This is a genomic window from Promicromonospora sp. NPDC110617 (genome assembly GCF_055598465.1).
The window spans coordinates 63,954-88,234 of the sequence record NZ_JBVKBM010000009.1; the positions used below are offsets into that span (position 1 = coordinate 63,954).

20 protein-coding genes are annotated in these 24,281 nt (G+C 73.1%); 11 read left to right on the forward strand and 9 right to left on the reverse strand.

All coding sequences use genetic code 11. The features are described from left to right. Positions 1 to 119: 119 nt before the first annotated feature. Positions 120 to 1,562, reverse strand: a complete 1,443-nt coding sequence (locus tag ACZ7LE_RS28195) for a M20 family metallopeptidase (protein ID WP_470406515.1) — start codon at positions 1,560 to 1,562, stop codon at positions 120 to 122. A gap of 87 nt (positions 1,563 to 1,649) precedes the next feature. Between ACZ7LE_RS28195 and ACZ7LE_RS28200 the strand changes: the two genes are divergently transcribed. Continuing rightward, positions 1,650 to 3,266: an AbgT family transporter gene (locus ACZ7LE_RS28200; protein WP_470406516.1), complete on the forward strand. Its 1,617-nt coding sequence runs from the start codon at positions 1,650 to 1,652 to the stop codon at positions 3,264 to 3,266. Positions 3,267 to 3,371: 105 nt separating this feature from the next. On the opposite strand, the gene purB is transcribed toward ACZ7LE_RS28200, so the two are convergent. Continuing rightward, the gene (purB, locus tag ACZ7LE_RS28205) at positions 3,372 to 4,853 is read right to left on the reverse strand and encodes an adenylosuccinate lyase (RefSeq protein WP_470406517.1); all 1,482 of its coding nucleotides are present in this window, start codon (positions 4,851 to 4,853) and stop codon (positions 3,372 to 3,374) included. 343 nt (positions 4,854 to 5,196) lie between these two features. Between purB and ACZ7LE_RS28210 the strand changes: the two genes are divergently transcribed. Beyond that, positions 5,197 to 5,442 (forward strand): hypothetical protein, encoded by a 246-nt coding sequence (locus tag ACZ7LE_RS28210; protein ID WP_470406518.1) that lies wholly within the window; start codon positions 5,197 to 5,199, stop codon positions 5,440 to 5,442. Beyond that, positions 5,439 to 7,022, forward strand: a complete 1,584-nt coding sequence (locus tag ACZ7LE_RS28215) for a lipase family protein (RefSeq protein WP_470406519.1) — start codon at positions 5,439 to 5,441, stop codon at positions 7,020 to 7,022. The genes ACZ7LE_RS28210 and ACZ7LE_RS28215 overlap by 4 nt, the downstream gene beginning before the upstream one ends. A gap of 35 nt (positions 7,023 to 7,057) precedes the next feature. Here ACZ7LE_RS28215 and ACZ7LE_RS28220 read toward each other — a convergent pair whose 3' ends face one another. Next, positions 7,058 to 7,465: a phage holin family protein gene (locus ACZ7LE_RS28220; protein WP_470406520.1), complete on the reverse strand. Its 408-nt coding sequence runs from the start codon at positions 7,463 to 7,465 to the stop codon at positions 7,058 to 7,060. Between the two features lie 14 nt (positions 7,466 to 7,479). Here ACZ7LE_RS28220 and hisC point away from each other — a divergent pair, with 14 nt between their 5' ends. Then, positions 7,480 to 8,568 (forward strand): histidinol-phosphate transaminase, encoded by a 1,089-nt coding sequence (hisC, locus tag ACZ7LE_RS28225; protein WP_470406521.1) that lies wholly within the window; start codon positions 7,480 to 7,482, stop codon positions 8,566 to 8,568. A gap of 88 nt (positions 8,569 to 8,656) precedes the next feature. Here the strand turns inward: hisC and ACZ7LE_RS28230 are convergent, their stop codons facing one another. After that, positions 8,657 to 9,556, reverse strand: coding sequence for a helix-turn-helix transcriptional regulator (locus ACZ7LE_RS28230; RefSeq protein WP_470406522.1), 900 nt, complete (start codon positions 9,554 to 9,556; stop codon positions 8,657 to 8,659). 102 nt (positions 9,557 to 9,658) lie between these two features. On the opposite strand from ACZ7LE_RS28230, the gene ACZ7LE_RS28235 reads away from it, so the two are divergent. Beyond that, on the forward strand, positions 9,659 to 11,215 hold the full coding sequence (locus ACZ7LE_RS28235; RefSeq protein WP_470406523.1) for an MFS transporter: 1,557 nt from the start codon (positions 9,659 to 9,661) through the stop codon (positions 11,213 to 11,215). A gap of 101 nt (positions 11,216 to 11,316) precedes the next feature. On the opposite strand, the gene ACZ7LE_RS28240 is transcribed toward ACZ7LE_RS28235, so the two are convergent. Continuing rightward, a complete protein-coding gene (locus tag ACZ7LE_RS28240; RefSeq protein ID WP_470406524.1) occupies positions 11,317 to 12,327 on the reverse strand; it encodes an acetylxylan esterase in 1,011 nt (336 codons plus the stop codon). 304 nt (positions 12,328 to 12,631) lie between these two features. On the opposite strand from ACZ7LE_RS28240, the gene pdhA reads away from it, so the two are divergent. The 3 genes from pdhA to ACZ7LE_RS28255 are packed head-to-tail and all read left to right on the forward strand — an operon-like array spanning position 12,632 to position 16,278. Further along, entirely contained in the window at positions 12,632 to 13,801 is a 1,170-nt protein-coding gene (gene pdhA / locus ACZ7LE_RS28245; protein WP_470406525.1) for a pyruvate dehydrogenase (acetyl-transferring) E1 component subunit alpha, read from the forward strand. Positions 13,802 to 13,806: 5 nt separating this feature from the next. Then, a complete protein-coding gene (locus ACZ7LE_RS28250; protein ID WP_470406526.1) occupies positions 13,807 to 14,838 on the forward strand; it encodes an alpha-ketoacid dehydrogenase subunit beta in 1,032 nt (343 codons plus the stop codon). Between the two features lie 24 nt (positions 14,839 to 14,862). Then, on the forward strand, positions 14,863 to 16,278 hold the full coding sequence (locus ACZ7LE_RS28255) for a dihydrolipoamide acetyltransferase family protein (protein ID WP_470406527.1): 1,416 nt from the start codon (positions 14,863 to 14,865) through the stop codon (positions 16,276 to 16,278). Between the two features lie 230 nt (positions 16,279 to 16,508). Here the strand turns inward: ACZ7LE_RS28255 and ACZ7LE_RS28260 are convergent, their stop codons facing one another. Then, positions 16,509 to 16,790 carry a WhiB family transcriptional regulator gene (locus ACZ7LE_RS28260; RefSeq protein WP_312877184.1) on the reverse strand — a complete coding sequence of 94 codons (282 nt, stop codon included), beginning with the start codon at positions 16,788 to 16,790 and terminating at the stop codon, positions 16,509 to 16,511. A 157-nt stretch (positions 16,791 to 16,947) separates the two neighbouring features. Between ACZ7LE_RS28260 and ACZ7LE_RS28265 the strand changes: the two genes are divergently transcribed. Beyond that, the gene (locus tag ACZ7LE_RS28265; protein WP_470406528.1) at positions 16,948 to 18,993 is read left to right on the forward strand and encodes a bifunctional copper resistance protein CopD/cytochrome c oxidase assembly protein; all 2,046 of its coding nucleotides are present in this window, start codon (positions 16,948 to 16,950) and stop codon (positions 18,991 to 18,993) included. Between the two features lie 138 nt (positions 18,994 to 19,131). On the opposite strand, the gene ACZ7LE_RS28270 is transcribed toward ACZ7LE_RS28265, so the two are convergent. Further along, positions 19,132 to 19,740, reverse strand: a complete 609-nt coding sequence (locus ACZ7LE_RS28270; RefSeq protein ID WP_470406529.1) for a hypothetical protein — start codon at positions 19,738 to 19,740, stop codon at positions 19,132 to 19,134. Between the two features lie 151 nt (positions 19,741 to 19,891). Between ACZ7LE_RS28270 and ACZ7LE_RS28275 the strand changes: the two genes are divergently transcribed. Then, positions 19,892 to 22,069, forward strand: coding sequence for a S9 family peptidase (locus ACZ7LE_RS28275; RefSeq protein ID WP_470406530.1), 2,178 nt, complete (start codon positions 19,892 to 19,894; stop codon positions 22,067 to 22,069). A 70-nt stretch (positions 22,070 to 22,139) separates the two neighbouring features. Here ACZ7LE_RS28275 and ACZ7LE_RS28280 read toward each other — a convergent pair whose 3' ends face one another. Both ACZ7LE_RS28280 and ACZ7LE_RS28285 read right to left on the reverse strand, forming a co-directional pair. Further along, on the reverse strand, positions 22,140 to 22,508 hold the full coding sequence (locus tag ACZ7LE_RS28280) for a hypothetical protein (RefSeq protein ID WP_397390013.1): 369 nt from the start codon (positions 22,506 to 22,508) through the stop codon (positions 22,140 to 22,142). A 238-nt stretch (positions 22,509 to 22,746) separates the two neighbouring features. Then, on the reverse strand, positions 22,747 to 23,802 hold the full coding sequence (locus tag ACZ7LE_RS28285) for a chymotrypsin family serine protease (protein ID WP_470406531.1): 1,056 nt from the start codon (positions 23,800 to 23,802) through the stop codon (positions 22,747 to 22,749). 258 nt (positions 23,803 to 24,060) lie between these two features. On the opposite strand from ACZ7LE_RS28285, the gene ACZ7LE_RS28290 reads away from it, so the two are divergent. Then, the gene (locus tag ACZ7LE_RS28290) at positions 24,061 to 24,276 is read left to right on the forward strand and encodes a hypothetical protein (protein WP_470406532.1); all 216 of its coding nucleotides are present in this window, start codon (positions 24,061 to 24,063) and stop codon (positions 24,274 to 24,276) included. The last annotated feature ends 5 nt before the right edge of the window (positions 24,277 to 24,281 follow it).

A 24,281-nucleotide genomic window follows, 5' to 3' on the forward strand; every position in this document is an offset into this window, starting at 1 on the left:
AAGCGGAGATTTCGCCCGGATGTGCGGGCCGTTACGACGGGACCATGCACCTGCTGCCAGGCGGCGACGGGACCTGGCAGCAGGTGCATGGTCCCGCCGTGACGACCCCGGCCGCACCGTCAGTCGAAGTAGCGCACCACGTCGACCGGGCCGCCCTGCGCGGCGAACTCCTCGTGGACGGCGGCCCGCAGGCCTGCGTCGGACAGGTAGTCCAGGGCCGTCGCCGCCAGCCCGGCGGCGCTGTCGACGGCGGCCGAGACCGCCGCCGGGGTCGCCGCCGCGGCCGCGAACTCCGCCGTGTGCAGCGCGACGTCCGGCGCGGAGACCTGCACCAGCGGGTGGATGCCGGGGATCCGGAACGAGACGTTGCCGAAGTCGGTCGACGCCGCGAGCGTTTCCGAGAGCACGCCTGCGGGCAGCGGGTCGCGCCCGCGGCGGCGCTGCGCCGAGACCCAGCGCTCGGTCAGCGCGTCGTTGGTCCGCACGGGCAGGCTTGGGTGCGCGCCGTCGTCCCAGGTGATCTCCACCTCGGTGCCGGTCATCAGGGCCGCGCCACGGGCGATGTCGTCGAGACGGCGCGAGAGGTCGCGCAGGGTGTCGGGGTACTTGGACCGCGCGTACAGGTGCACCACCGCGCGCTCCGTGATGATGCTGGGCCGCGTGCCGCCCTCGGCGATCGTCGCGTGCACGCGGTCCACGGGCGGCATCTGCTGCCGCAGCAGGCCGATGCCCTGGTAGGCGAGGGTCGCGGCGTCCAGCGCGTTGCGGCCCATGTACGGCTGGGCCGAGGCGTGCGCGGGGCGCCCGGTGAAGGTCCAGGTCAGCAGGCGGCGGCCGAGCCAGACCTGGTCGGCGACGTCGAGCCCGTACGGGTGCACCATGATCGCGGCGTCGATGCCCTCCAGCGCCCCGTTGCGGGCCAGGACCTCCTTGCCGGAGTGCCCCTCCTCCGCGGGCGTCCCGAGCAGGACGACGCGGCCCGCCGGGACCGGCCCGGCCGCGGAGCCGACCGCGTCGCGGCCCGAGCCGCCCGGGCCGCCCGCCGTCAGCACCTCGTGCAGCGCGAGGAACGCCCCGACCCCGGACGCAGCGATGACGTTGTGCCCGCAGGCGTGCCCGATGCCGGGCAGGGCGTCGTACTCGGCGCAGATGGCGATGGTCGGCCCGGTCGGGTCGCCGACCTCGGCGCGGAACGCCGTCGGCACCCCGTGGGCACCGAGCTCCGCCTCGACGCCGTGCCGGGCGAGCACCTCCACCAGCGTCGCCGAGCTGCGCACCTCCTCGAAGGCGGGCTCGGGGTGCTCGTGCAGTCGCCGGACGATCTCCGCGAGCTCGGGTTCGAGCCGGTCCGCCGCCCGCTCGACGGCGGCGACCAGGTCGGCGGGCGCGCCGACGTCGGCCCGGGCCGCGCCCTCACCAGCTGCCCCTCCGGAGGCCGACCCGCCCGAACCGGCTCCCGCCGAGGCCGTGCCGGCCAGCGCGGCCCGCCGCCCCGCGGTCTCGGCGACCAGGTGGTCGAGGTACGCGGTGCTGGGCGGGGTGGGGCGGTTCATGCGGTCCATCGTATGGAAAGCGTTACACGACCGAAAAATCACCCTTTACATTACGGGCCTAGGCTGCCTGACCACCGGAGATCAAGGGAGACCGCATTGAGCACCGCAGCATCGCCCGTCCGCCCGTCCCGTACGGACAGGTTCCTGGGTGCCGTCGAACGGCTCGGCAACCGGCTGCCCGAACCGTTCACGCTCTTCCTCGTCCTGTTCCTGGTGATCGCGCTCGTCTCCACGTTCATGGCGCTCGCCGACGTGACCGTGCAGGTGCCGGGTGCCGACGAGGTCACGGAAATCCAGGGGCTGTTCACACCCGAGGGGCTGACCTGGTTCACGACGAACATCGGCACCAACTACATCGGCTTCCCGCCGCTGGTCACGGTGCTGACCATCTGGCTCGCGGTCGGCGTGGCCGAGAAGACGGGCCTGCTCGCCGCCGGCGTGCGCGCCGTCTTCGGCTCGGCGCCCCGCTGGGCACTCCCGTACGCCGTGGGTTTCGTGGGCGTCATGGGCAGTGTCATGTCCGACAGCGCCTTCATCGTCATCCCGCCGCTCGCCGCGATGGTCTTCCAGGCGGCCGGACGCCATCCCGTGGCGGGCCTGCTCGGCGGGTTCGCGGCCGCGGGCGCCGGATACTCCACGAACATCGCCGTCACCAGCCTGGACGCGCTGTTCTCCGGCATCACGACGGCGGTGACCGAGATCCTGCCGAACCCTGGCGATCCCGTGAACCCGCTGTCGAACTGGTACTTCAACGCGGTCTCGGCGGTGCTGCTGTCCGTGCTCGCCGGCCTGCTCATCGACAAGGTGCTGGAGCCGCGCCTGGTGCGGCAGCGGGTCCCGGTCGACGAGGCCCGGTTCGCCGGCTCTGTGGTGCCCGACGGCGGCAGCCGGCACGGCGGCGTGCCCGGCTCGGTTGCGCACGACGAGCCGGTCATCACTGCCGACCTCACGGCGGCGGAGCGTCGCGGTCTGGCATTCGCGATCGGCTCGCTGCTGCTGGTGGCCGCGGTGCTCACGGTCGCGTTCGTGCTGCCCGGCTCGCCGTGGCGCAACGAGGACGGCGGGTTCCTGCCCGAGTCCCCGCTGCTCGGCTCGATCACCTTCGTGATCTTCGTGCTGTTCATGGTGCCCGGCATCGTCTACGGGGTGGTGACCAGGACCGTCACCTCGATGAAGGACGTCCCGCGCCTGCTCGAACAGTCGATCAAGGACATGGCCGGGTTCCTCGTGCTGGCCTTCGTGCTGGGCCAGTTCATCGCGCTGTTCAACTGGTCCGGCGTGGGCGAGTGGATCGCCGTCGCGGGGGCCGAAGGGCTGGAGTCGAGCGGGTTGACCGGTTACGGCGCGATCGTCGGCTTCCTGCTGCTCGCGTCCCTGCTGAACCTGTTCATCATCTCGGGCTCGTCGCTGTGGACCATCATGGCGGCCGTGTTCGTGCCGATGTTCGCGCTCATCGGCTACGAGCCCGGGTTCGTGCAGGCAGCGTTCCGCGTGGGCGACTCCGCGACGCAGATCATCACGCCGCTGAACCCGTACATGATCGTGCTGCTCACGTTCCTGCGGCGCTGGGAGCCGAAGGCCGGCCTCGGCACCGTGATCGCACGGCTGCTGCCCTTTACCGTGGCCTTCTGGCTCGTGTGGGCGGCGATCCTGTCGGTGTTCTTCTTCCTCGACCTGCCGATCGGGCCGGGCAACGGGATCTTCCTGGACTGATCCACCCCGTCCACCTCGCCGAAACGGAACGCCCGGTCCAGTGGCGCGCGGCGCATGGCCTCGCACACCACTGGATCGGGCGTTCCGTTTCGGCGCCGGTACGGCTCAGTCCAGGTAGTCCTTGACGAGCTGCTCCGCCAGGCCCGTGTACGTGGCGGGCGTCAGCTCGGTGAGGCGAGCCGCGACGTCGTCGGGCAGGCCGAGGCCCGCGACGAACTCACGCATGCGCGCGCCGTCCACGCGCTGGCCCCGCGTGAGGTCCTTCAGGCGCTCGTACGGGTTCTCCATGCCGGGCACACCCGCGACGGACGCCGCGCGCATCGCGGACTGGACGGGCTCGCCCAGCACCTCCCAGTTGGCGTCGAGGTCCTCGCGCAGCAGGGTCTCGTTCACGGCGAGCCGGTCCAGCCCGCGCGACACGTTGTCGATCGCGAGCAGGCCGTGCCCGAAGGCCGGGCCGATGTTCCGCTGCGTCGTGGAGTCGGTGAGGTCGCGCTGCAGGCGGCTGGTCACGAGCGTCGCCGACAGGGTGTCCAGGAGCGCACACGAGATCTCGAGGTTGGCCTCGGCGTTCTCGAACCGGATGGGGTTCACCTTGTGCGGCATCGTGGACGAGCCCGTGGCGCCGGCAACCGGGATCTGCGTGAAGAACCCGAGCGAGATGTAGGTCCACACGTCGGTCGCGAGGTTGTGCAGGATCCGGTTGAAGCGGGCGACGTCGGCATAGACCTCGGCCTGCCAGTCGTGCGACTCGATCTGCGTGGTCAGCGGGTTCCAGTCCAGTCCCAGACCCTCGACGAACGCCTTCGACACCGCCGGCCAGTCGGCGGACGGGACGGCGACCGTGTGCGCGCCGTAGGTGCCCGTGGCGCCGTTCAGCTTGCCCAGGAACTCGGCGCCCTCGACGCGCCGGAGCTGACGCCGCAGCCGGTGCGCCAGCACGGCGAGCTCCTTGCCCAGGGTCGACGGCGTGGCGGGCTGGCCGTGCGTGCGGCTGAGCAGGGGGGCGGCGGCGTGCTCGCGCGCCATGCCCGCGAGCTGGTCGACGACGGCGGTCGCGGCCGGCAGCCACACCTCGCGCACCGCGCCGCGCACCATCAGGGCGTACGACAGGTTGTTGATGTCCTCGCTGGTGCAGGCGAAGTGCACCAGCTCGCTGGCGGCGGGCAGGCTCGTCTCGCCCAGCGCCTCGGGTGCCACGGCGATCCGCCGCTTGATGAAGTACTCGACGGCCTTGACGTCGTGCACCGTCTCGCGCTCGATCTCGGCCAGCTCGGCGATCTCGTCCGCGCCGAACGTCGCGGGGATCGCGCGCAGGTAGTCGATCTCCTGCTGCGTCAGCGTGGGCGCACCCGGCACGACCGGCGCGTCGACGCCCGGGGCGCCGTTGCACAGCGTGATGAGCCACTCCACCTCGACGTGGATGCGCTCGCGGTTCAGCGCGGCCTCGCTCAGGTGGTCCACGAGCGGGGCCACCGCCTTGCGGTACCGGCCGTCCAGCGGGCCGAGCGCGATGGCCGGGCTCACCTCCGCGAGCGCGACGCGGGTGACGGGGCTGGGCGTGGTGGTCTCTGGCACGTGCTCCATTCTCCCACGGGCGCGTCCCGATACGGAGGGGTTGTCCACAGGGCCAGAACGATGGACGACACACACCTCTCACCGGGGGTGGTTCGACGCGGTCGAGCGGCCCGTGGACGGGCTCGTCCACGCCGGTCACGCGGTGCGCCTGTAGCGAGCGGTGCGCCCGTCCGGGAGACCTTCCCGACGGCGTCCGGCGGGTGCGAGCCCGACCACAGGGGGCCGTTCGAGCCGTCCGTGCACAGGCGCGCCTCTCCGCCCGACGCCGTCCCACGGGCCCGGCATAACGTCGGCCGGAGACGTGACCGGCCGACCCAGGGGGAGTGCGAGCGCCGATGAACAGAGCCCGTCCATGAACGGCAAGGACCCGTCGTGCGTCGCGCCGGCGAGCGAGGACGTGCTGCTGGCACTCGCGCGGGCCGTGGACCTCGTGGACGGGGCGGCCGCGGCGATCCGGGCGGCCGGTGAGGTCGAGTGGGGGGCGCGTGCGGCCGAGCTGTACCGCGCAGCGGCCGCCGACACGGCGCGCGCATTAGCCCGGGACCGCGTGCTGCTGGACGGGGTAGCGCGGCTGGCGTACGGCGGGTGGGGCCGGTGAGCGGCGACCCGGCGCCGCCCCGGGGCGGGGAGCGGCTCCTGCCGGCGGACACGGTCACGGTGTACGGCGGCGGGGGCACGTCGGCCGTCGGGACGGCGTCCGTGCGGCGGGCCGCAGCACTGCTGGGTCGCGCCGCGGACGACCTGCGCGCGGCCGCCCGTTACTGCCTGGGGGTGAGCCACGACCTCGTGCCGGGTGCAATCCCGGGTGAGGCCGGGCGGACGTCCGCGGCGTGGGCCGGTGCCGCCGGGGCGTGGCCGGCCGCGGCCGGTGGGGTGCCCGGCACCCTCGCGCCCGCAGCGCTGGCGCTGGACGAGGCGGCGCGGGACGCCGCCCGCCGCCTGGCGGAGCGGGCCGACCGGTGCGACCTGCTGGGCTGGCGGCTGCTGCGCGCGGCGGGCCTGTACGAGGAGGCGGAGTCGACCGCGCACCGCCTGGTCGGTGCGCTCGTCACGGCGGGCGCGTTCGGCACCGGGGTGGCCTTCGGCAGCCTGGGCTGGGCAGCCCTCGTGGGGGTCGGCGTCGCGGGCGGGGCGGAGGTCGCAGCGCGCCTGGTCGGCGGGGCGGCCACGCGGGGCCTCTCCACCGCCGTCACGGGATGGGCCGCGGCGGGCCTGACCCGTGGTCTGGCGTCCTGGTCGGACGAGGCGTTCGCGGGCCTGGGTGGCGGTGTCGCGCTCACCCGACCGGGGCTCGCCGGGGACCGCCCCGGCGTCGCGGGCGGGGCCGGCGTGCTCGCGCACGTGGCGCGCGAGGTGCCGGTGCTCGGCAACGACGACGCCGGGCTGCGGCTCACCCGGCTCGGACCCGAGGACTTCGCGCACGGCACTGTCCCGGCGTGGTCCACGAGCGGGGCGTGGTCGGTGCAGGAGGCCCTGGCCAGGATCGACGACCTCTACCCGGGCCCGAGCGGCGCGCCCACGGCCACGATCGCGGTCCAGCGCGTGACGGCGGCGGACGGCGCGGTGTCCTGGACGGTGCTGGTACCCGGTACCCAGTCCGCGCTGCCCGCGGATCACCCCTGGGACGGCCGGACCGACCTGGAGCTGGTCGCGGGCGAGCTCGACGGCGCCACCGCAGCGATCGAGAAGGCGCTGGCGGACTCCGGCGTCGGACCCGACGAACCCGTCACCCTCGTGGGGCACAGCCTCGGCGGGATCGCGGCCACCGCACTCGTGTCGCGGGCGGGGTTCGCCGAGCGCTACCGGGTGGGCGGACTGGTCACCGCCGGTGCGCCGACCGGCCTGCTGACCACACCGCCCGGCGTCCCCGTGCTGCACCTGGAGACCCCGGAGGAGCTGGTCTCGCACACCGACGGCCGGTCCGCCGCACAGAACCCGCGCACGCACGACCGGCTCACCGTGGTCCGGACCCTGGGGGACTCGGCCGCCCAGGCCGACCGGGTGGCGTCGGGCAGCCTGCCGCAGGCGCACGCGGTCGCCGCGCACGTGCGCACGCTGGACCTCGCCGTCGCGTCGGGCGACCCCCGGGTGACCGGGACGGTGGACCGGATCGGCGCGCGGCTCGCCGGCCCGAGGGTGAGCACGGTGTTCTACCGGGCAGAACGAGCCGGATCGTGACCTGTGTCCGCGATCAGGTCAGTCCGAGACGCGGATCAGTCCGAGATCCGCTTGGGCAGCACGGCCAGCAGCACGGTCTGCACCACCGAGATCACGATGCCCGCCAGCACGTACCACCAGAAGCCGCCGTTCACCTCGAGACCCCAGTTGGGGGTGTCCGAGAACCAGGACTGGTTCGTGATGAGCGTGGTGATCCACAGCATCAGCGCGTTGACCAGCACCGACACCAGGCCGAGCGTCAGGATGTAGAGGGGGAGCGAGATGAGCTGGACGATCGGCTTCACGACCATGTGGACCAGGCCGTACACGATGGCCACCACGATCACGGCGAGAGTCGTGCCGAGAGTGGTGCCGTCGCTCACGACGTCCATGTGGGAACCGAGGATCAGGGCCGACAGGCCGATCGCGAGTGCGGTGATGAGGATGCTGGCCACGAGCTTCATCCGGTCATCGTGGCATGCTGACCCCCGTGGAAGAAGCATTCGTACCGCTCCGCGCCGCCGTGTCGGCCCTCCCCGCCTACGTTCCCGGCGCGCGCGGCGCCGCCGGCGCCCAGGCATGGAAGCTGTCGTCCAACGAGAACCCGTATCCGCCGCTGCCGTCCGTGCTGGACGCCATCGCGCGGGGCGCGGCCGAGGTGAACCGGTACCCCGACATGTATGCCGGCGAGCTCGTCGAGGCGCTCGCGGCCCACACGGGTGTGGCGCCGGAGAACGTCGTGGTCGGCAACGGCTCGGTCGCCGTGCTCGCGCACGTGCTGCAGGCGGTCGTCGAGCACGGGGACGAGGTCGTGTTCCCGTGGCGGTCCTTCGAGGCGTACCCGATCGCGGTGGCTGTGGCGGGCGGCACGGCGGTCACGGTCCCCGTCCAGGAGGACACCGGCCGGCTCGACCTGCCCGCGATGGCGGCCGCCGTCACGCCCGCCACCCGCGTGGTCCTGGTCTGCACGCCGAACAACCCGACCGGCCCCGCGGTGCACGCCGACGAGCTCGAGACCTTCCTCGCCGCTGTGCCCCGGGACGTGCTCGTCGTCGTGGACGAGGCCTACCTGGAGTTCGTCCGCGACCCCCAGGTGGCCGACGGCGTCGACCTGCTGCGCCGGCACCCCAACGTGGTGCTGCTGCGCACCCTGTCCAAGGCCTACGGGCTGGCGGGTCTCCGCGTCGGCTACGCCGTCGCCGAGCCCCGGCTCGCCGCGGGCATCCGCGCGGTGTCCACGCCGTTCGGCGTCTCGCACATCGCGCAGGTCGCCGCGCTGGCGTCGCTGGCCCCCGCCGCGCAGGGCGAGCTGCTGGAGCGCGTGGACGCGCTGGTCACCGAGCGCACGCGCGTCACGGACGCGCTGCGTGAGCAGGGCTGGCGGCTGCCCGACACGCAGGCGAACTTCGTCTGGTTCGGGCTCGGCGAGGCGACGCTGCAGCGTGCCGCGGAGGCGAAGGAAGCGGGCGTCCTGGTGCGCCCGTTCGCGGGCGACGGGCTGCGCGTGAGCATCGGCGAGGTCGAGGCGAACGACGCGTTCCTGCGGATCGCGGCGACCTGGCGCTGAGGACGACCTGGCGCTGAGGACGACCTGACGCTGACGGACGGGCGCTGACGGACGGCGCTGACCGATGCCGTTGACCGGCTGAGCCAGCTCAGCCGGTCAACGCGTCCGTCAGCACGCCGTCCCGGGCGGTCCAGGCGGGCGCGGCGCCCACCAGGGAGTCGAGCCGCTCCAGCCGGCGGGCCGAGTCGGCGTCGGCGGGGGTGAGCACGACGATGCGCTCGCCCCGGTCGCGGTCCAGCCAGAGGCTCTGGAAGACCGTGTCGAGCCTGCCCACCCGGGAGGACAGGTAGCGGCGCAGCTGTCCGGGTCGGTCGCCCCGCACGTCGTGCTCGTCCCAGTACCGCACGAACTCGGGCGAGTGTTCGCGCAGGCCGCCCAGCAGCCCGCTCCACCTCGGGTGCTGCCGGAACTCGGCCTCCCGCGCGCGCAGTCGGCCGGCGAGGTCGCGGAGCACCACCTCGGGCTCCACGAGGCTGTCGCGCCACTCCTCGTTCATGAACAGCAGCCAGGCGCAGTTTCGGTCGGCGGGATCGACCGAGTCGAGGTCACCGAACAGGAACCGGTAGGTGCGGTTGGCCGCGACCAGGTCGTACGTCGCGGTCTGGATCGCGGCGGGAAACGGCAGCAGCCGCTCCAGCAGCGCGATGTGCTCGGGTCGTACCTCCATGAGCGGGTTCGGCGCGTCCGCCCCGGTGTCGGCGGCCCGGCCGGCCAGGATCATGAGGTGCCGCCGCTCCTCGGGACGCAGGCGCAGCGTCCGCGCGACGGCGTCGAGCACCTGGTCCGACGGGTTGGGCGCCCGTCCCTGCTCGAGCCACGTGTACCAGGTGACGCCCACCCCGGCGAGCTGCGCCACCTCCTCGCGGCGCAGCCCAGGCGTACGACGCCGCCCGGCCTGCGGCAGCCCGACGTCGGCCGGGGTCACGCGGCCGCGGCGCTCCCGCAGGAAGGCCCCGAGCGCCTTGTGGTCCGGTGCGGTACTCGTCACCGGACCAGTGTCACCCCGCAGGGCGCGGGCATCCAGGTGGTGTCAGTACCCGTATGAACAGGCTCCTGGTACCAGGATGTTGCGCGGCGCAGGGTCGGGGACATGACGACATCCCTCCCCACCGCGGTCGACCCCGGCGCGCTGCCGGCCCACCCGGAACGCCCGGCCCACCCGGAACCCCCGGCACGGCCGGAACCTTCGGCACGGCCGCTCCCGGCCGCGGCACCGGCCCTGACCGCGGGCGGCCTCGCCGTGCTGCTGCTCGCCTTCCTGCCCGTGAACTTCACGTTCGGCGCGGTGAACCTGCTGGTCCCCGCGATCGCGGCGGACCTGGGCGCCGGCCCGTCCGGCGGGGCGCTCGTGCTGTCCGCCTACACCACCACCTTCGCCGCCGGGCTGGTGGTCTCCGGACGGCTGGGTGACCGCTACGGCCGGCGGCGGCTGCTCCGGATCGGGCTGATCGCCTTCGGGGCGCTGGCCGTCCTGACCGGGTTCGCCCAGGACGTGGTCTCCCTCGTGGCCCTGCGCGCGGTCCTGGGCCTCGCCGCCGGGCTGTTCACACCTCAGGTGCTGACGAGCATCCAGGCCACGGCACCCGACCGGCTCCGCACCCGCGGGATCATCCTGTTCACGGCCGCCGGCGCGGTCGCCTCGATCGCCGGCCAGGTCGTGGCGGGCGCGACCACCGTCGCGCTGCCGGAGCACCTGGCCTGGCGAGCGGTCCAGGTGATCACCGGTCTCATCGCCCTGCTGGCGCTGCCCGGCCTGCGCGCCGTCCCGGAGTCCCGCTCGCCGGCGCCGCTCGGCCTTGACCTGCGGGGCGCGGCGCTGCTCGGGGGCGGGCTCGTGGCGCTGGTCGTGCCGCTGACCCTCGGCCCGACGGCGGGGTGGCCGGCCTGGTCGCTCGGCCTCCTGGCCGTCGCCGCGGTCACCCTCACGGCCTTCGGCCTCGCGCAGCGCGCCACGGAACGACGGGGCGGGCTGCCCGTGGCGCCGCCGAGCGTGCTGCGGGTCCCGGTGGTGCGGATCGGCCTGACCATGACACTGCTGTTCTTCGTCTCCTACGGTGCGTTCCTCTACGAGGTCTCGGAGTACTCGCAGACCGCCTGGGGCGCCGACGGCTGGGACGTCGCGATGCTGACGCTCGGCTTCGGCGGCGGATTCCTCGTCGCCGCGCTGCTGCTGCCGGGCATCCTGCGCCGGGTGGGGCCTCGGGTCATGGTCTACGCCGCCTCCGGTCAGGCGGTGGCGCTGCTCGCCATCGCGCTGGTGATCGGGCTCGACGACGGCCGGAGCGCCCCTTTGACGCTGCAGCCGCTGCTCGTCGGTCTCGGCGCCGCGCAGGCGTTCATGTACGGGCCCGCGCTGCAGACGGTGCTCTCGCGGACCCCGGTCTGGGCGGCCGGCGTCGCGGGCGGGCTGCTGACCACGCTGCAACAGCTCGGGATCGGGCTGGGCGTGGCGCTGCTGGGCGGGCTCTTCCACGCCGTGGCGGGCCTGGCGGGCGGGGTCGCCGGCGGGACGGCCGCGGCGGACGTCACCGGGACAGGGTCGGGCCTGACCGTCGGCCTGGTCGCCGCCCTGGCCGTCCAGGCCGGGTGCGCCGTGGTGTTCGCGCTCCTGGCGCACCGCGTCGCGCGCAGGTCGGACGCAGAATGATCGGTAGAACGTCAGATGATCGGTATTCCGAGCTGCCGACTGTCTGACGTTCTACCGACCGCCTGACGTTCTACCGACCACAGCCCCCCGCGCCGCCCGGTTCAGCTCGCCAGGCAGCGGGCGATGTGGGCGCGGGTCGCCGCGGCCGCCCGGGCGTCGACCTCCTGGTCGCCGGGGTAGTCGGCGTGCCCCGCCGGCAGGGTCTCCAGCTCCAGCGCGGGGCAGGCCGAGCCGCCGGCCCGGGACGCGGCCACCGCCGCCACCGCGTTCGCCACCGCGAACTGTCCGGGCGGCGGCACCGCGGCGTCCCACAGGGCGCACTCGCAGCGCACGGGGACGCGCAGGTACCCGGCCGCCGTCGACGTGTCGAAGTAGCGCAGCACGTCCCGCGCCTCGGGGTGCTCCGCGACGTAGCGGCGCACGGCCTCGCCGCTGCCGGTGCACTCCAGGCCGAGCCGCACGTCGTACTGCCCGAAGCTCGGCACCACGAAGGTCGCGCCCACGAACCGGCGGTCCCAGGGCACGGCCAGCGCCCCGATCCCGCCGAAGCTCGCGCCCACGTAGTAGAGCGGCAGGTCCCCGGCGATCTCGACGAGGGCGTCGGCCGCGTGCCACAGGTCGACGGCGCAGCGGCCCAGCGAGTAGGTCTCGACCGAGCCGATGCCGTGCACCACGTGCTCGGCCGCGACGTCCGGAGCGCCCACCCCGACGTTGAGCGCCCCGAGACCGCGTGCCACGGGGAAGACGACGGCGGCGTCGTCGGGCACGCGGGCGAAGTCCGGCGCGTCCCGGCCGCCGTACCCGTGGCCGTGCACCACGCCGACCCGGGCTGCGCCGCCGGACGGGAGGGCGAGCCACCCCCGCAGCCGCAGCCCGCCCGCGCCCGCGTGCTCCAGTTCGTAGAGGTCGTGCGCGCCCTGCCGGCCGAGCGACGTCAGCCGCGGCTCGGGGCGTACCGCGCGCGAGGCCGTGAACCAGCCGTGCCACAGCTCGGCGAAGCCGGCGGGTGCGGGAACCGGCTCGACGGCGAGCAGCGCGTCCAGGTCGTAGCCGTAGGTACCGTCGATCGGCGCGTCGGGAAACCAGGCGTCGTACGGCTCGGGCAGCGGCATCGGACCAGTATCGGCGCGCGGCCCGCCGAGACGCGGACGCCGCGCGGAGCGTGCAGCGGTCCTGGTCGCCGAGACCCGGTCGCACCCTTGGTGGGTTCCGACAAACGGTCCCGGGAGAGATTGGGGGAGATCGCGGCAGACCTACCTACGGAGCCGTAGCCTACGCTTGCGTAGGCTACGAGAGCGTAGGTTGCGGATCGGCCAAATTTCCGGCTGGACCCGTGCCAGGATGGAAAGGTCCCCGGAACGGGCCGGGCGTCTCCGCATCTGCGGGCGCTCGCGTCCGCAGGTGAAGGAGGAAAGTGTGACTACCACCAACGGCTCCAACGAGGCGATCCCGACGTTGCAGCTACTCGATCCCCAAGGGAACCGCGTCACGACGCGCGGGACCAAGGGCTATCGCGACCGCGCCGCGACCCTGACCACGGAAGACCTCCGTGGCATGTACCGCGACATGGTCCTGACTCGTCGTTTCGACGACGAGGCGACCTCGCTCCAGCGGCAGGGCGAGCTCGCCCTGTTCGCACCTGCTCGTGGCCAGGAGGCCGCGCAGGTCGGCAGCGCCTACGCACTGCGGCCGCAGGACTACGTCTTCCCGTCCTACCGGGAGCACGGGGTGCTGCACGTCCGTGGGCTGGACCCTGTCGACCGGCTGCGGTTCTTCCGCGGTTCGGACCACGGTGGGTGGAACCCCACCGAGCACAACACGGCGGTCTACACCATCGTGATCGGCGCGCACACGCTGCACGCCGCCGGCTACGCGATGGGCGTCCAGCGGGACGACACCCCGCTCGACAAGACCGACGGCACCGCGGTGATCACGTACTTCGGCGACGGCGCCACCTCGCAGGGCGACGTCAACGAGGCCATGGTCTACGCGGCCGTGAACAACGCCCCGGTCGTCTTCTTCCTGCAGAACAACCAGTGGGCCATCTCCGAGCCGACGACCCGGCAGACCAAGGGTCCGCTCTACAAGCGCGGCGAGGCGTTCGGCATGCCGAGCCTGCGCGTCGACGGCAACGACGTGCTCGCCGTGTACGCGGCGACGCAGGAGGCGCTCGAGCGCGCCCGCCTCGGCGAGGGCCCGAGTTTCATCGAGGCGTTCACCTACCGCATGGGCGCGCACACGACGTCCGACGACCCGACCCGGTATCGCACCTCCGAGCAGGAGGAGCAGTGGCGGCGTCGCGACCCGATCGACCGCCTCGGCGCCCTGCTGCGCGCCGAGGGCGGGCTCGACGACGACTTCGAGGCCGAGATCAAGGCCGCGGGGGACGAGCTGGGCGCGAAGCTGCGCACCGGCGTCCGCGCCCTCGACGGCGGCCCTGCCGTCTCCAGCACCTTCGACGACGTCTACGCCACCCCGCACGGCGTCGTCGCCGCCGAGCGGGCCTGGTACGAGGCCTACGACGCCGGTGACCCGCCGGCTCCCCAGTACGCGATCGCGGACTCAGCGCAGGGAGGCGCACGATGACAACCATGGCGGAACGAACGCACACCACCGGCGGCGCCGCGGAACCGGCGTCGGGCACCCAGACGCTGTCGCTCGGCAAGGCGATCAACGAGGGCCTGCGCGCCGCGATGCGGCGTGACGACAAGGTCATGCTCATGGGCGAGGACATCGGCCCGCTGGGCGGCGTCTTCCGCGTGACCGACGGCCTGCAGGCGGAGTTCGGCGAGCGGCGGGTCGTGGACACCCCGCTGGCGGAGTCCGGCATCGTCGGCACCGCCATCGGCCTGGCCATGCGCGGCTACCGGCCCGTCTGCGAGATCCAGTTCGACGGGTTCGTCTTCCCGGCGTTCAACCAGATCACCACGCAGCTCTCCAAGATCCACAACCGGACGCGCGGCGCGGTGCAGATGCCCGTCGTCATCCGCATCCCGTACGGCGGCGGCATCGGTGGCGTCGAGCACCACGGCGAGAGCCCGGAGGCGCTGTTCGCGCACACCGCCGGGCTGCGCGTGGTCTCGCCGAGCACCCCGCAGGACGCGTACACGATGATCCAGGAGGCCATCGCCTCCCCGGACCCCGTGCTGTTCTTTGAGCCGAAGAGCCGCTACTGGGGCAAGGGCGCGGTCGACCTCGACACCCCGCTCGGCACCGACACGCTCAACGCCGCGCAGGTGGTCCGCCAGGGCACCGACGTCACGCTCGTCGCCTACGGGCCGTCCGTCGTGACCGCGCTCAAGACCGCCGACGCGCTCGCGGAGGAGGGCCGGTCCGCCGAGGTGATCGACCTGCGCGCCATCTCGCCGATCGACACCGCTGCCGTGGTGGCGAGCGTGCGCAAGACCGGCCGCTGCGTCGTGATCCACGAGGCCCCCGTGTTCTTCGGCGCCGGCGCCGAGATCGCGGCCCGGGTCACGGAGGAGTGCTTCTACGCGCTGGAGGCGCCCGTGCTCCGCGTGGGCGGCTTCCACACCCCGTACCCCGTGGCCAAGCACGAGCACGAGTACCTGCCCAGCGTGGACCGTGTGCTCGACGCCGTCGACCGTGCCTTCGCGCACTGACCCAGGAGTGAACCGAGAGTGAGCTTGAACATCCAGAGGTTCCCGCTCCCCGACGTCGGTGAGGGGCTCACCGAGGCCGAGATCGTCGAGTGGCAGGTCGCCGTGGGCGACACCGTCGAGGTCAACCAGACGATCGTCGAGATCGAGACGGCGAAGTCGCTCGTCGACCTGCCGTCGCCCTGGAACGGGACCGTCTCCGCACTCCTCGTGGAGTCGGGCACCACCGTCGACGTCGGCACCCCGATCATCGAGATCACGGTGTCCGACGGCGCCGGCGCGCCCGCCCCCGCGTCGAACGGCACCTCCTCCGCGGCGGCGGCACCGGCCGCCGCGGGCGCCCAGGAGGAGAGCTCCGGGTCCGTGCTCGTCGGCTACGGCACCGCCGAGGCGAAGGCGAGCGGACGGCGTCGCCGGCACCAGGTGGCGGCGGCCGCCCCGACCGCGGCTCCGGTCGCGGCCGTGGCGGCCCCGCCGGCTCCGGCACCCGCCCCGGTGGCGGCCCCGCCGTCGGACACCGGGACGACGACGGCCGCACGCGCCCGCGTGCTCGCCAAGCCGCCCGTCCGTAAGCTCGCCAAGGACCTGGGCGTGGACCTGGCGGGCGTGCACGCGTCAGGTCCCGGCGGCATCGTGACGCGCGAGGACGTGGTCGCCCACGCCGAGCGCTCGTCGGTGCAGAAGCTGACCAGCTACCCCGACGACGAGCCGTGGCTCGCCCAGGGCGTCGTCTCGTCCGACGGGCGCCAGACACGTGTCCCGGTACGGTCCGTGCGCAAGCGCACGGCCGAGGCGATGGTGGCCAGCGCCTTCACCGCGCCGCACGTGACGGTGCTGCACACCGTCGACGTCAGCAGGACGATGAAGCTCGTGGCCGCGCTCAAGGAGGACCGCGACTTCACGGACGTCAAGGTGACGCCTCTGCTCGTGGCGGCCAAGGCGGTGCTGCTCGCCGTGAAGCGGCACCCGCAGATCAACGCCTCGTGGGACGACGCGGCCCAGGAGATCGTCTACAAGCACTACGTGAACCTGGGCATCGCCGCGGCCACCCCGCGGGGGCTCGTGGTGCCGAACATCAAGGACGCGCACACGCTCGACCTGCTCGGCATCGCCAAGGCGCTCGCGGGGCTGACAGCGACCGCGCGGGCCGGGCGCACCTCGGTCACGGACATGTCCGACGGCACCATCACCATCACCAACCTGGGTGTCTTCGGCATCGACACGGGGACGCCGATCCTCAACCCGGGGGAGTCGGGCATCCTCGCCTTCGGCGCGATCCGCAAGCAGCCGTGGGTGCACAAGGGCAAGGTGAAGCCGCGCTGGGTGACCACGCTGAGCTTCAGCTTCGACCACCGGCTGGCGGACGGCGAGCTGGGCGCCCGGTTCCTGTCCGACGTCGCGCGGGTGCTCGAGGACCCCTCGCGCGGCCTCGTCTGGAGCTGATCCGCACCACCTGAACGTGTCAGACCCCCAGGTCACCCGGGTGACCTGGGGGTCTGACACGTCTGCGGGCCCATGCCCTGGAACGATCCAAGTCGTGGCGCGGCCGGAGCAGTGCGCCTGCCCGGATCGGTCTGGGCGATCCGCGGTACGGACGGGCGCACTGCTCCGACATTCACGGCGGCCGGACTCGGCCGCCGTGCCCCGGGCGACGTCTGGTGCTCACGCGGCCGTCATGCCACGCGCATGCCACCGATCGAGCGCGGGCGTCCACGACGACGCTTGCGGCTGCGTACGGTGCCGTCCACGACGATCTCTCCGCCCCACACGCCCCACGGCTCGCGGCGTGCGAGTGCGCCCGCCAGGCACTGGGCCTTGAGCGGGCAGGCGGCGCAGGCGCGCTTCGCCTCCTCGAGGTCCGCCGGATGCTCCGCGAACCAGAGCTCGGGCTGTTCCGAGCACGGCACGGAGTCGTCGGTCTCGGTGATGATGTTCGCGAGGTCCACACTGGTCACAACGCAGAAGAGGGCTAAAGGGTTGGGTTTGGTGCATAATCCCTCCCAACTTTTCCTGAATTTCTTCGAAAGTCCCGGTGGCGGTATGCCCCCGGTGTGGTCAACGGGATGTCCGTGGACGGTCAGAACCGCTGTCCGGCGCGCCTAGGCTGGACGGGTGACACCCACCGACGCCCGCAACGGGACCAGCAGAACCGCGCGGAAGGCCACCGAGAGCGGCCCGACCAGCCCCTCGTGGCTCGGTGTGGCCCTGCCCGTGGCAGGGCTCGTGGCCCTGGCCGCCCTCTTCGCGGCCGGTGCGTTCTCCGGGGCGTTCACCGCGTTCGCCAACTTCGCCGACCCGGGTGTCCTCGTGCGCTGGGGCGTGCCCGTCGCGACGGTGACCACCGAGCTGTCCGTGGCCGTGACCGTCGGCGCGCTCGCGCTGGCGGCCTGGGTGCTGCCGCGCGGACCGCTGGTGGACCGCGCGATCGGGGTCGCGGGCGTCGCCGCCGGGGTGTGGACCGTCGCGGCGCTGGTGCAGCTCGTGCTGCGGTTCTCGTGGTCCACGTACCTGCCCCTGGACTCACCGACGTTCGGCCCCGCCCTGATGGAGTACGTCTCGACCATCCCGGTGGGCCGCACGTACCTGGGCATCGTGATCGTCGCCGCGCTCACCGCCGCCGTCGCGCTCCTCGTGCGGGGCCCGGTCGGCGCCCTGTGCACGATGGCGCTGCCGCTGGTCGCCCTCGGCATGCAGTCCTCCACGGGCCATGCCGCCGGCGCGGCCAGCCACGACCTCGCGATCTCCGCCCTGTTCCTGCACCTGGGCGGCGCCGCCCTGTGGATCGGCGGGCTGGCCGCGATCGTCCTCGTCGGGCTGCGGCACGCCGCGACCGCCGACGTGATCCGGCGCTACTCCGCGATCGCGATCTGGTGTTTCGCGGCCGTCGCCGTCTCCGGCCTGGTCAGCGCCTGGATCCGGATCGGGTCGCTGGACGGGCTCGGCACCGACTACGGCCTCCTGATCGTGGTCAAGGCCGTGCTGCTGATCGTGCTGGGCGGCCTGGGCTGGCTGCACCGCAGCACCGTCGTCGCGCGCCTGACCGCCGGCACCACGCGGAACGCGGCGGTCGGCCTGTTCTGGCGCCTCGCGGCGGTGGAGGTCGCCGTGATGGGCGCCGTGTCCGGCGTGGCGGTGGCCCTCGGCTCCACGGCGCCTCCCGTGCCCGACGACGCGATCACCGACCCGACCCCGGCCGAGATCGTCACCGGCCACCCGCTGCCGCCCGAGCCGACGGCGCTGCGGTGGCTCACCGAGTTCCAGTGGGACGTCATCATGGCGTTCGCGTGCGCGGCCGCCCTGATCGTGTACGTGCGCTGGACGCTCCGGCTGCGTGCCCGCGGGGACGCGTGGCCCGTCGGCCGCACCGTCTCGTGGTGCCTCGGCATCGTGGTGCTCTTCTGGGCCACCAACGGCGGTGCCGCCGCGTACGGCCACGTGCTGTTCAGCGCCCACATGGTGCAGCACATGATCCTGGCGATGGTGGTGCCGCTGTTCCTCGTGCTGGCCGCGCCGGTCACCCTGCTGCTGCGGGCGGTCCCCGCGCGCAAGGACGACTCCCGCGGCCCGCGCGAGTGGGTGCTCCTGCTGGTGCACTCCGCGTTCGGCCGGTTCCTGGCCAACCCGATCGTGGCGGCGGTCCTGTTCGCGGGCGGCATGATCGTCTTCTACTTCACGCCCCTGTTCGAGCTGGCGCTGACCACGTATGCGGGCCACCTGTGGATGATCCTGCACTTCACGCTGGTGGGGTACCTCTTCGCCAACGCGCTGATCGGCATCGACCCCGGCCCCAGCCGGCCGGGCTACCCGATGCGACTCGTGCTGCTGTTCGCCACCATGGCGTTCCACGCGTTCTTCGGCGTGACGCTCACGTCCGGCACCGCGCTGCTCGTCCCCGACTGGTTCGGGCTCATGGGCCGCCCGTGGGGCCCGAGCGCCATCGTGGACCAGCAGAAGGGGGGCGCGGTCGCGTGGGGCATCGGCGAGCTGCCCACGCTGCTCCTCGCCGTCGCCGTCGCGATCTCCTGGACCAAGTCCGACGCCCGCGAGGCCCGGCGCACCGACCGCAAGGCGGAGCGGGACGGCGACGCCGAGCTCGAGGCCTACAACGAGATGCTGGCCAAGAAGGCGGAGCAGGCCGCGAGACGCGGCGAGGGCTGAGCGCCACCCGACGGCGCTCGTTCGGGTGACGGATCCGATGGACGTGGCCTATCCTGGGCACGAGCCTTCCCCCGCTGAGGGAACGGAAGTGAGGCCGGGAACTCCTGATGTAGGTCAGGACCCCGGCTCTCGCGCTTTCTAGGACAGCTCGAGGTCAATCTCGTCCACCTCTCCGAGTGCCGTTCGGATATCGAGGTCGAGTCCCTGCCGGGCCCGGGAAACCGCCCCGGCGACGGCATCGGCCGCCCATAGCATCGGTTCGTCGTCCGGCGGCGAGTGCTCGATCCGGGTATTTGACACGAGCGTCCCGCGGGCGCGCAGAGCGTCCACCAGCTCGACGTCCCGGCGGTTGAGCAGTGCAGATCTCGCCTCAAGCCAGACGTGCGAGACGCCGATCCGCTCCAGCTCGAAGAGAAGCCGCTCCATGCACTTCCGGCGCGCACGCTCCTGGCGTCGCGGTGCGATCGGCACACCGACGACGACACTGCAGGCGAGGTCCTGCGTCCCGATCGCCGCCGCGATCTTGGCGCGGCGAGGACCCTCCTCCTGCCTCCAGTGCAGGCGGCCGCCCCGCTTGCGCACCAGTTCTCGCAGCGCATCACGCGCGGGCTCGCACATCTCGGGGTCCCCGACCACCGCCGCGAGCAGGTACATCCCGTCCGCCGCTCCATACTGCTGTTTCATCGACTCGTCCACCCACGCATGCAGCGTGAAACCCGCCGGCGAGTCCCCGGCCGTCTGTCCCATCGCGCGATATTCACATCTGAAGGATGGTCGTGCACGCTCAAACGCCATTGCATATATGCAACAGCTGGAAAACGGTATTCAGGTCACCCGCTCGGTCGTCGCCGTCTGAAAACTCATGTCGCCGGGCGCTCCGGCGTGATAGGACGGCCGCGTGAGCGAATCTCCGCAGACCCCGCAGACCCCGTTCCACGACCTCGACCGGTACGTGGCGATCCCGCGCCTCACCGGCCTCACCGCCAGTCCGGACGGCACCCGCATCGTCGCCACCCTGCAGACGCTCGACGGCGAGCGCACCGCTTACCGCACCGCCCTCTGGGAGGTGGACCCGGCGGGCGAGGCACCGGCACGCCGGCTGACCCGGTCAGCGAAGGGCGAGTCGTCCGCCGTCTTCACGCGGTCCGGCGACCTCCTGTTCACCTCGGCCCGGCCCGACCCCGACGGCAAGGACGCCGACGAGCCCAGGTCGGCCCTCTGGCTCCTGCCGGCGGGCGGCGGCGAGGCCCGCGTCATCGCCGCCCCGCAGAGCGGCGTCTCCGGCCCGCTCGCGGCGCGTGACGCCGACACGGTGAGTGTCGGCGCGAGCCTCCTGCCCTCCGCGAAGGACCTCGCGCAGGACGCCGAGCTCCGCAAGGCCCGCAAGGACCAGAAGGTCTCGGCGATCCTGCACACGGGTTACCCCGTGCGGCTCTGGGACCACGACCTCGGCCCGGACGAGGAGCGACGCCTCGTCGGCGACCTCGCGTCGCTCGTGGACGAGCCGGCGGCGCCGCTGCCGACGGCCCCGCGTGGCGAGGGCGCCACCCCGGCGGCCGTCGAGGAGACGTCGGGCAGGCACCTCCACCTGCGTGACCTCACGGGTCCGGGTCGCTACCTGACGGACCACGCCGCGGACCTGTCCGCCGACGGCACGACCCTCGTGACCACCTGGAGCGTCAGCGACCCGGGCGCTGCCGTGCGCGGCACCCTGGTCGTGCACGACACCGCCACCGGCGAGCGGCGCGTCCTCGTGGACGACCCGGACGCCGACACGGGCGCCCCGCGCATCTCGCCCGACGGCGCCTGGGTGGCCTACGTGACCGAGTCGATCTCGTCCCCGGACGAGGCGCCCGTGATCCGGCTCGCCCTGGTGCCGACGGACGGCTCGGCGGAGCCGGTGGTCCTCGCGGACGACTGGGACCGCTGGCCCGGCCGCCCGACGTGGCTCCCGGACGGCAGCGGCCTGCTGGTCCAGGCCGACGACGACGGCCGCGGCCCGGTCTTCCTGCTCACGTTCTCGGGGGCGCTGCCCGGCGCCGACGTGATCGTCGAGAAGGTGACCTCCGACGACGCCGTCTTCTCCGACCTGAACGTCACCCCCGACGGCGCGACCCTCTTCGCGCTGCGGAGCTCCTACGCGGCGCCCGCCGAGCCGGTCCGCGTGGACCTGGCGGCGTTCACCGCGTCAGGCGCCGCGGGGGAGCGGACGCCGGTCGCGGCGACCCTCCTGCGCTCGCCGGTGCCGGCCCCGGCGCTGCCGGGCACGCTGACCGAGGTCGAGACCACTGCCGAGGACGGCACGCGCGTGCGCGCCTGGCTCGCGCTGCCCGCCGACGTCGGCCCGGACGCCAAGGCGCCGCTCCTGCTGTGGATCCACGGCGGACCGCTGGGCTCGTGGAACGCGTGGAGCTGGCGCTGGAACCCCTGGCTGATGGTCGCTCAGGGCTACGCGGTGCTGCTGCCGGACCCGGCGCTGTCGACCGGGTACGGCCAGGAGTTCGTGCAGCGCGGCTGGGGTGCCTGGGGCAGGGCGCCGTTCACGGACCTGATGGCGATCACGGACGCCGCCGAGGCGCTGCCCGAGATCGACGAGACCCGCACGGCCGCGATGGGCGGCTCGTTCGGTGGCTACATGGCCAACTGGGTCGCCGGGCACACCGACCGGTTCCAGGCCGTCGTGACGCACGCGAGCCTGTGGGCGCTGGACCAGTTCGGCCCCACCACGGACGCCTCGTTCTACTGGGCGCGCGAGATGACGCCCGAGATGGCGCTGGAGAACAGCCCGCACCTGGCGGTGGGCGACATCCGGACCCCGATGCTCGTGATCCACGGGGACAAGGACTACCGGGTCCCGGTGGGCGAGGGCCTGCGCCTGTGGTTCGAGCTGCTCACGAAGTCGGGCCTCCCGGCCTCCGACGACGGCGAGACGGTGCACCGGTTCCTGTACTACCCGGACGAGAACCACTGGATCCTGACCCCGCAGAACGCCAAGGTCTGGTACCAGGTGGTCTCGGCCTTCCTCGCCGAGCGGGTGCTCGGCGAGACGCCCGAGCTGCCGGCGACGCTCGGCTGACCGAACGTTGCGCCGGGGTGGAGCGGGCGCTCGGCGTCCGCTCTGCTCCGGCTCCGTGCCGCTCCGGGTGTCAGCCCGCCCGGACGGCGCCGACGACGCGCACGCGCACCGCGACGTCGTTGATCTCCTCGGGGATCTTGTCCACGAGACGGGCGTCCGTCACGTTGACCTGCAGCACCCAGCTACCGCCGGGTCCTGCCACCTGCTCGACCAGCTCGTCCTCGGAGAGAACTTCGACCGGCGACCTGCCGGACGTGCCGGGCTGTGCTTGCTTTCGAGCGGGGTGCTCACGTGGTGGCTGGCCGATTGACGCCGTGAACTCTGGGGCGACGCCAACCCCGATCACACCGTCGAGCCCGGTCACTTTTTCCCGCAATGCGGCTTTTGCCGACCGAGCCTCGTCGAGTGTTGCCATCCCGATCACCTCCTGGTCATCCATTGTGTCCCCCGTGTCTACCCCCTTCCACCGGGGCCGGAAGGGGTCGCGGGGCCCACTCCGGCACCTCGGACAGCGTCGCAGGTCAGCCGGGTTGTAGCCCGCGACGCGCCGCGCCGACACGCCCGTCGAACGGGTCGCCGATCGCGACACGCCCGGCGGGGGAAACGCTGGTGCGCATGCCGAACATCACCCGAGGGCACCCGGGCCCGCCCCGGGTGGATGTGCTCCGTCGCCGACCTCATGCGAACGGATGGGCCTGCTCCCTCGCCAGCTCCACCCCCAGTATCTCAAGGACCTGGTCGATCGGGTTGGCGTACGTGAGTCCCTTCCCGCTGCGGCCCCCGGACTCCGACCCGGCGAAGAGCAGACCGATGGCCACGCCGTCCTCCCGGTAGACGAGCGCACCCGAGTCCCCGCCCCGGGAGAACGGCCCGTCGTCGAGGCTCTCGATCTCGATCTGGTCGTCGAAGGTGAGGGCGCCGAGGTCCTCGTAGCCGACGATCACGTCGTCCAGCTCGATGGCCGTGACCCGCCCGCGCGTGATCGACGTCGTGCGGCCCACCTTGCCGACGATCTCGCCGCCCAGGGCGCGGGCCGTCTTGACCACGCGTCCGACGGGGTAGTCGAAGCTGATCGGGACCCGGTCGAGGCGGGCGATCGCGGCGTCGGTGTACGACGGCTCGGTCGAGTCGAGGTCCACCACCTGGGTGAGCTCGCCGATCCGGTCCCCGGGCGCCAGCCCGCCGTCCGCCGGCCCCGGCTGCAGGACGACGTCGCCGGGCCGCGCCTCGGGCGAGCCGGCCAGCACGTGGTAGTTCGACAGCGCGTACAGGTGGCCGTCGCCAGGTACCGCGCGGGTCACGAAGGCGCCGAGCGTGCCCGCCGTGACGCCCACGTGGCCGATGGAGATGCCCGGCCGCAGCGGACGCCGCCGGTCGGTGTCGCCGTCCGCCTGCGACGTCGGCGCGGGCGGGCGCGGGCCGAGCTCGCTCACCGGCCGGATGCGGCCGGTGCGGCGGACGTCGGCGGTGGGCCCGATCTCCGCCGAGACCTTGCGCACGATCGAGCGGGCCCGCGGCATCCCGAGCCGGTAGCGGACCGCGATGCCGAACTCGCCGTCCGCCTGCGGCACCAGTCCCAGCGCCAGGGTGGGTGCGCGCACGGCGTCCGCGGCGTCGGCCTCCGTCTGCGTACCGCGCGTCCGCGGTGTCGCCACGGCCCCGTGCTTCTCGGCTAGCTCTCGGGCGAAGGCTGTGAGCTGCTCCTTCATCTTCCTGGCCTGGTCGCGGTCCATGCCCTGATCCTCTCCTCACCCACCAACACGACACGGCAGCAAGTTGGCGACACGCCGATCTGCCCGGGAAAGTCATCCGATAGACGGATATCGCGCTGCCAGGTTTGCGCGGTACGTTCCTCTGCTACACCCAACCATGGCCGGGTGAAAGCCAGGAAGCCCCGAGGTGTCACAAAAGATCCTCGGCAGCCTCTTGAAACGTTGGCGGCGTCCGCTTCGGATGCCGAAGGACACGAAACGGCGAGAATGATCGGGACGATGGACGAGACGCGGAGCGCGCGGGTGACCCGCGCCGACGTGCGGGAGGCCCTCATGTGGGCCCTCGAGCGGGACCGCGCTGCCCTGCTCGCGCACCGTGCGGCCGTGCACTCCAACAAGAGCGAGCTCACCCGCCGCCGGGCCGACAAGGCGCTGGTCGAGCAGTGGCGTGCCCGCAGGGCGGACGGCGGCAAGGACGCCGCGCCCCGGGAGTGACAATG

Bases quoted from the DNA above. Each gene is read 5' to 3' on its own strand.
- ACZ7LE_RS28195 (WP_470406515.1), bottom strand. From the start codon at position 1,562: ATGGACCGCATGAACCGCCCCACCCCGCCCAGCACCGCGTACCTCGAC.
- purB (WP_470406517.1), bottom strand. From the start codon at position 4,853: ATGGAGCACGTGCCAGAGACCACCACGCCCAGCCCCGTCACCCGCGTC.
- ACZ7LE_RS28210 (WP_470406518.1), top strand. From the start codon at position 5,197: ATGAACGGCAAGGACCCGTCGTGCGTCGCGCCGGCGAGCGAGGACGTG.
- ACZ7LE_RS28220 (WP_470406520.1), bottom strand. From the start codon at position 7,465: ATGAAGCTCGTGGCCAGCATCCTCATCACCGCACTCGCGATCGGCCTG.
- hisC (WP_470406521.1), top strand. From the start codon at position 7,480: ATGCTGACCCCCGTGGAAGAAGCATTCGTACCGCTCCGCGCCGCCGTG.
- ACZ7LE_RS28235 (WP_470406523.1), top strand. From the start codon at position 9,659: ATGACGACATCCCTCCCCACCGCGGTCGACCCCGGCGCGCTGCCGGCC.
- ACZ7LE_RS28240 (WP_470406524.1), bottom strand. From the start codon at position 12,327: ATGCCGCTGCCCGAGCCGTACGACGCCTGGTTTCCCGACGCGCCGATC.
- ACZ7LE_RS28250 (WP_470406526.1), top strand. From the start codon at position 13,807: ATGGCGGAACGAACGCACACCACCGGCGGCGCCGCGGAACCGGCGTCG.
- ACZ7LE_RS28270 (WP_470406529.1), bottom strand. From the start codon at position 19,740: ATGGGACAGACGGCCGGGGACTCGCCGGCGGGTTTCACGCTGCATGCG.
- ACZ7LE_RS28280 (WP_397390013.1), bottom strand. From the start codon at position 22,508: ATGGATGACCAGGAGGTGATCGGGATGGCAACACTCGACGAGGCTCGG.
- ACZ7LE_RS28285 (WP_470406531.1), bottom strand. From the start codon at position 23,802: ATGGACCGCGACCAGGCCAGGAAGATGAAGGAGCAGCTCACAGCCTTC.
- ACZ7LE_RS28290 (WP_470406532.1), top strand. From the start codon at position 24,061: ATGGACGAGACGCGGAGCGCGCGGGTGACCCGCGCCGACGTGCGGGAG.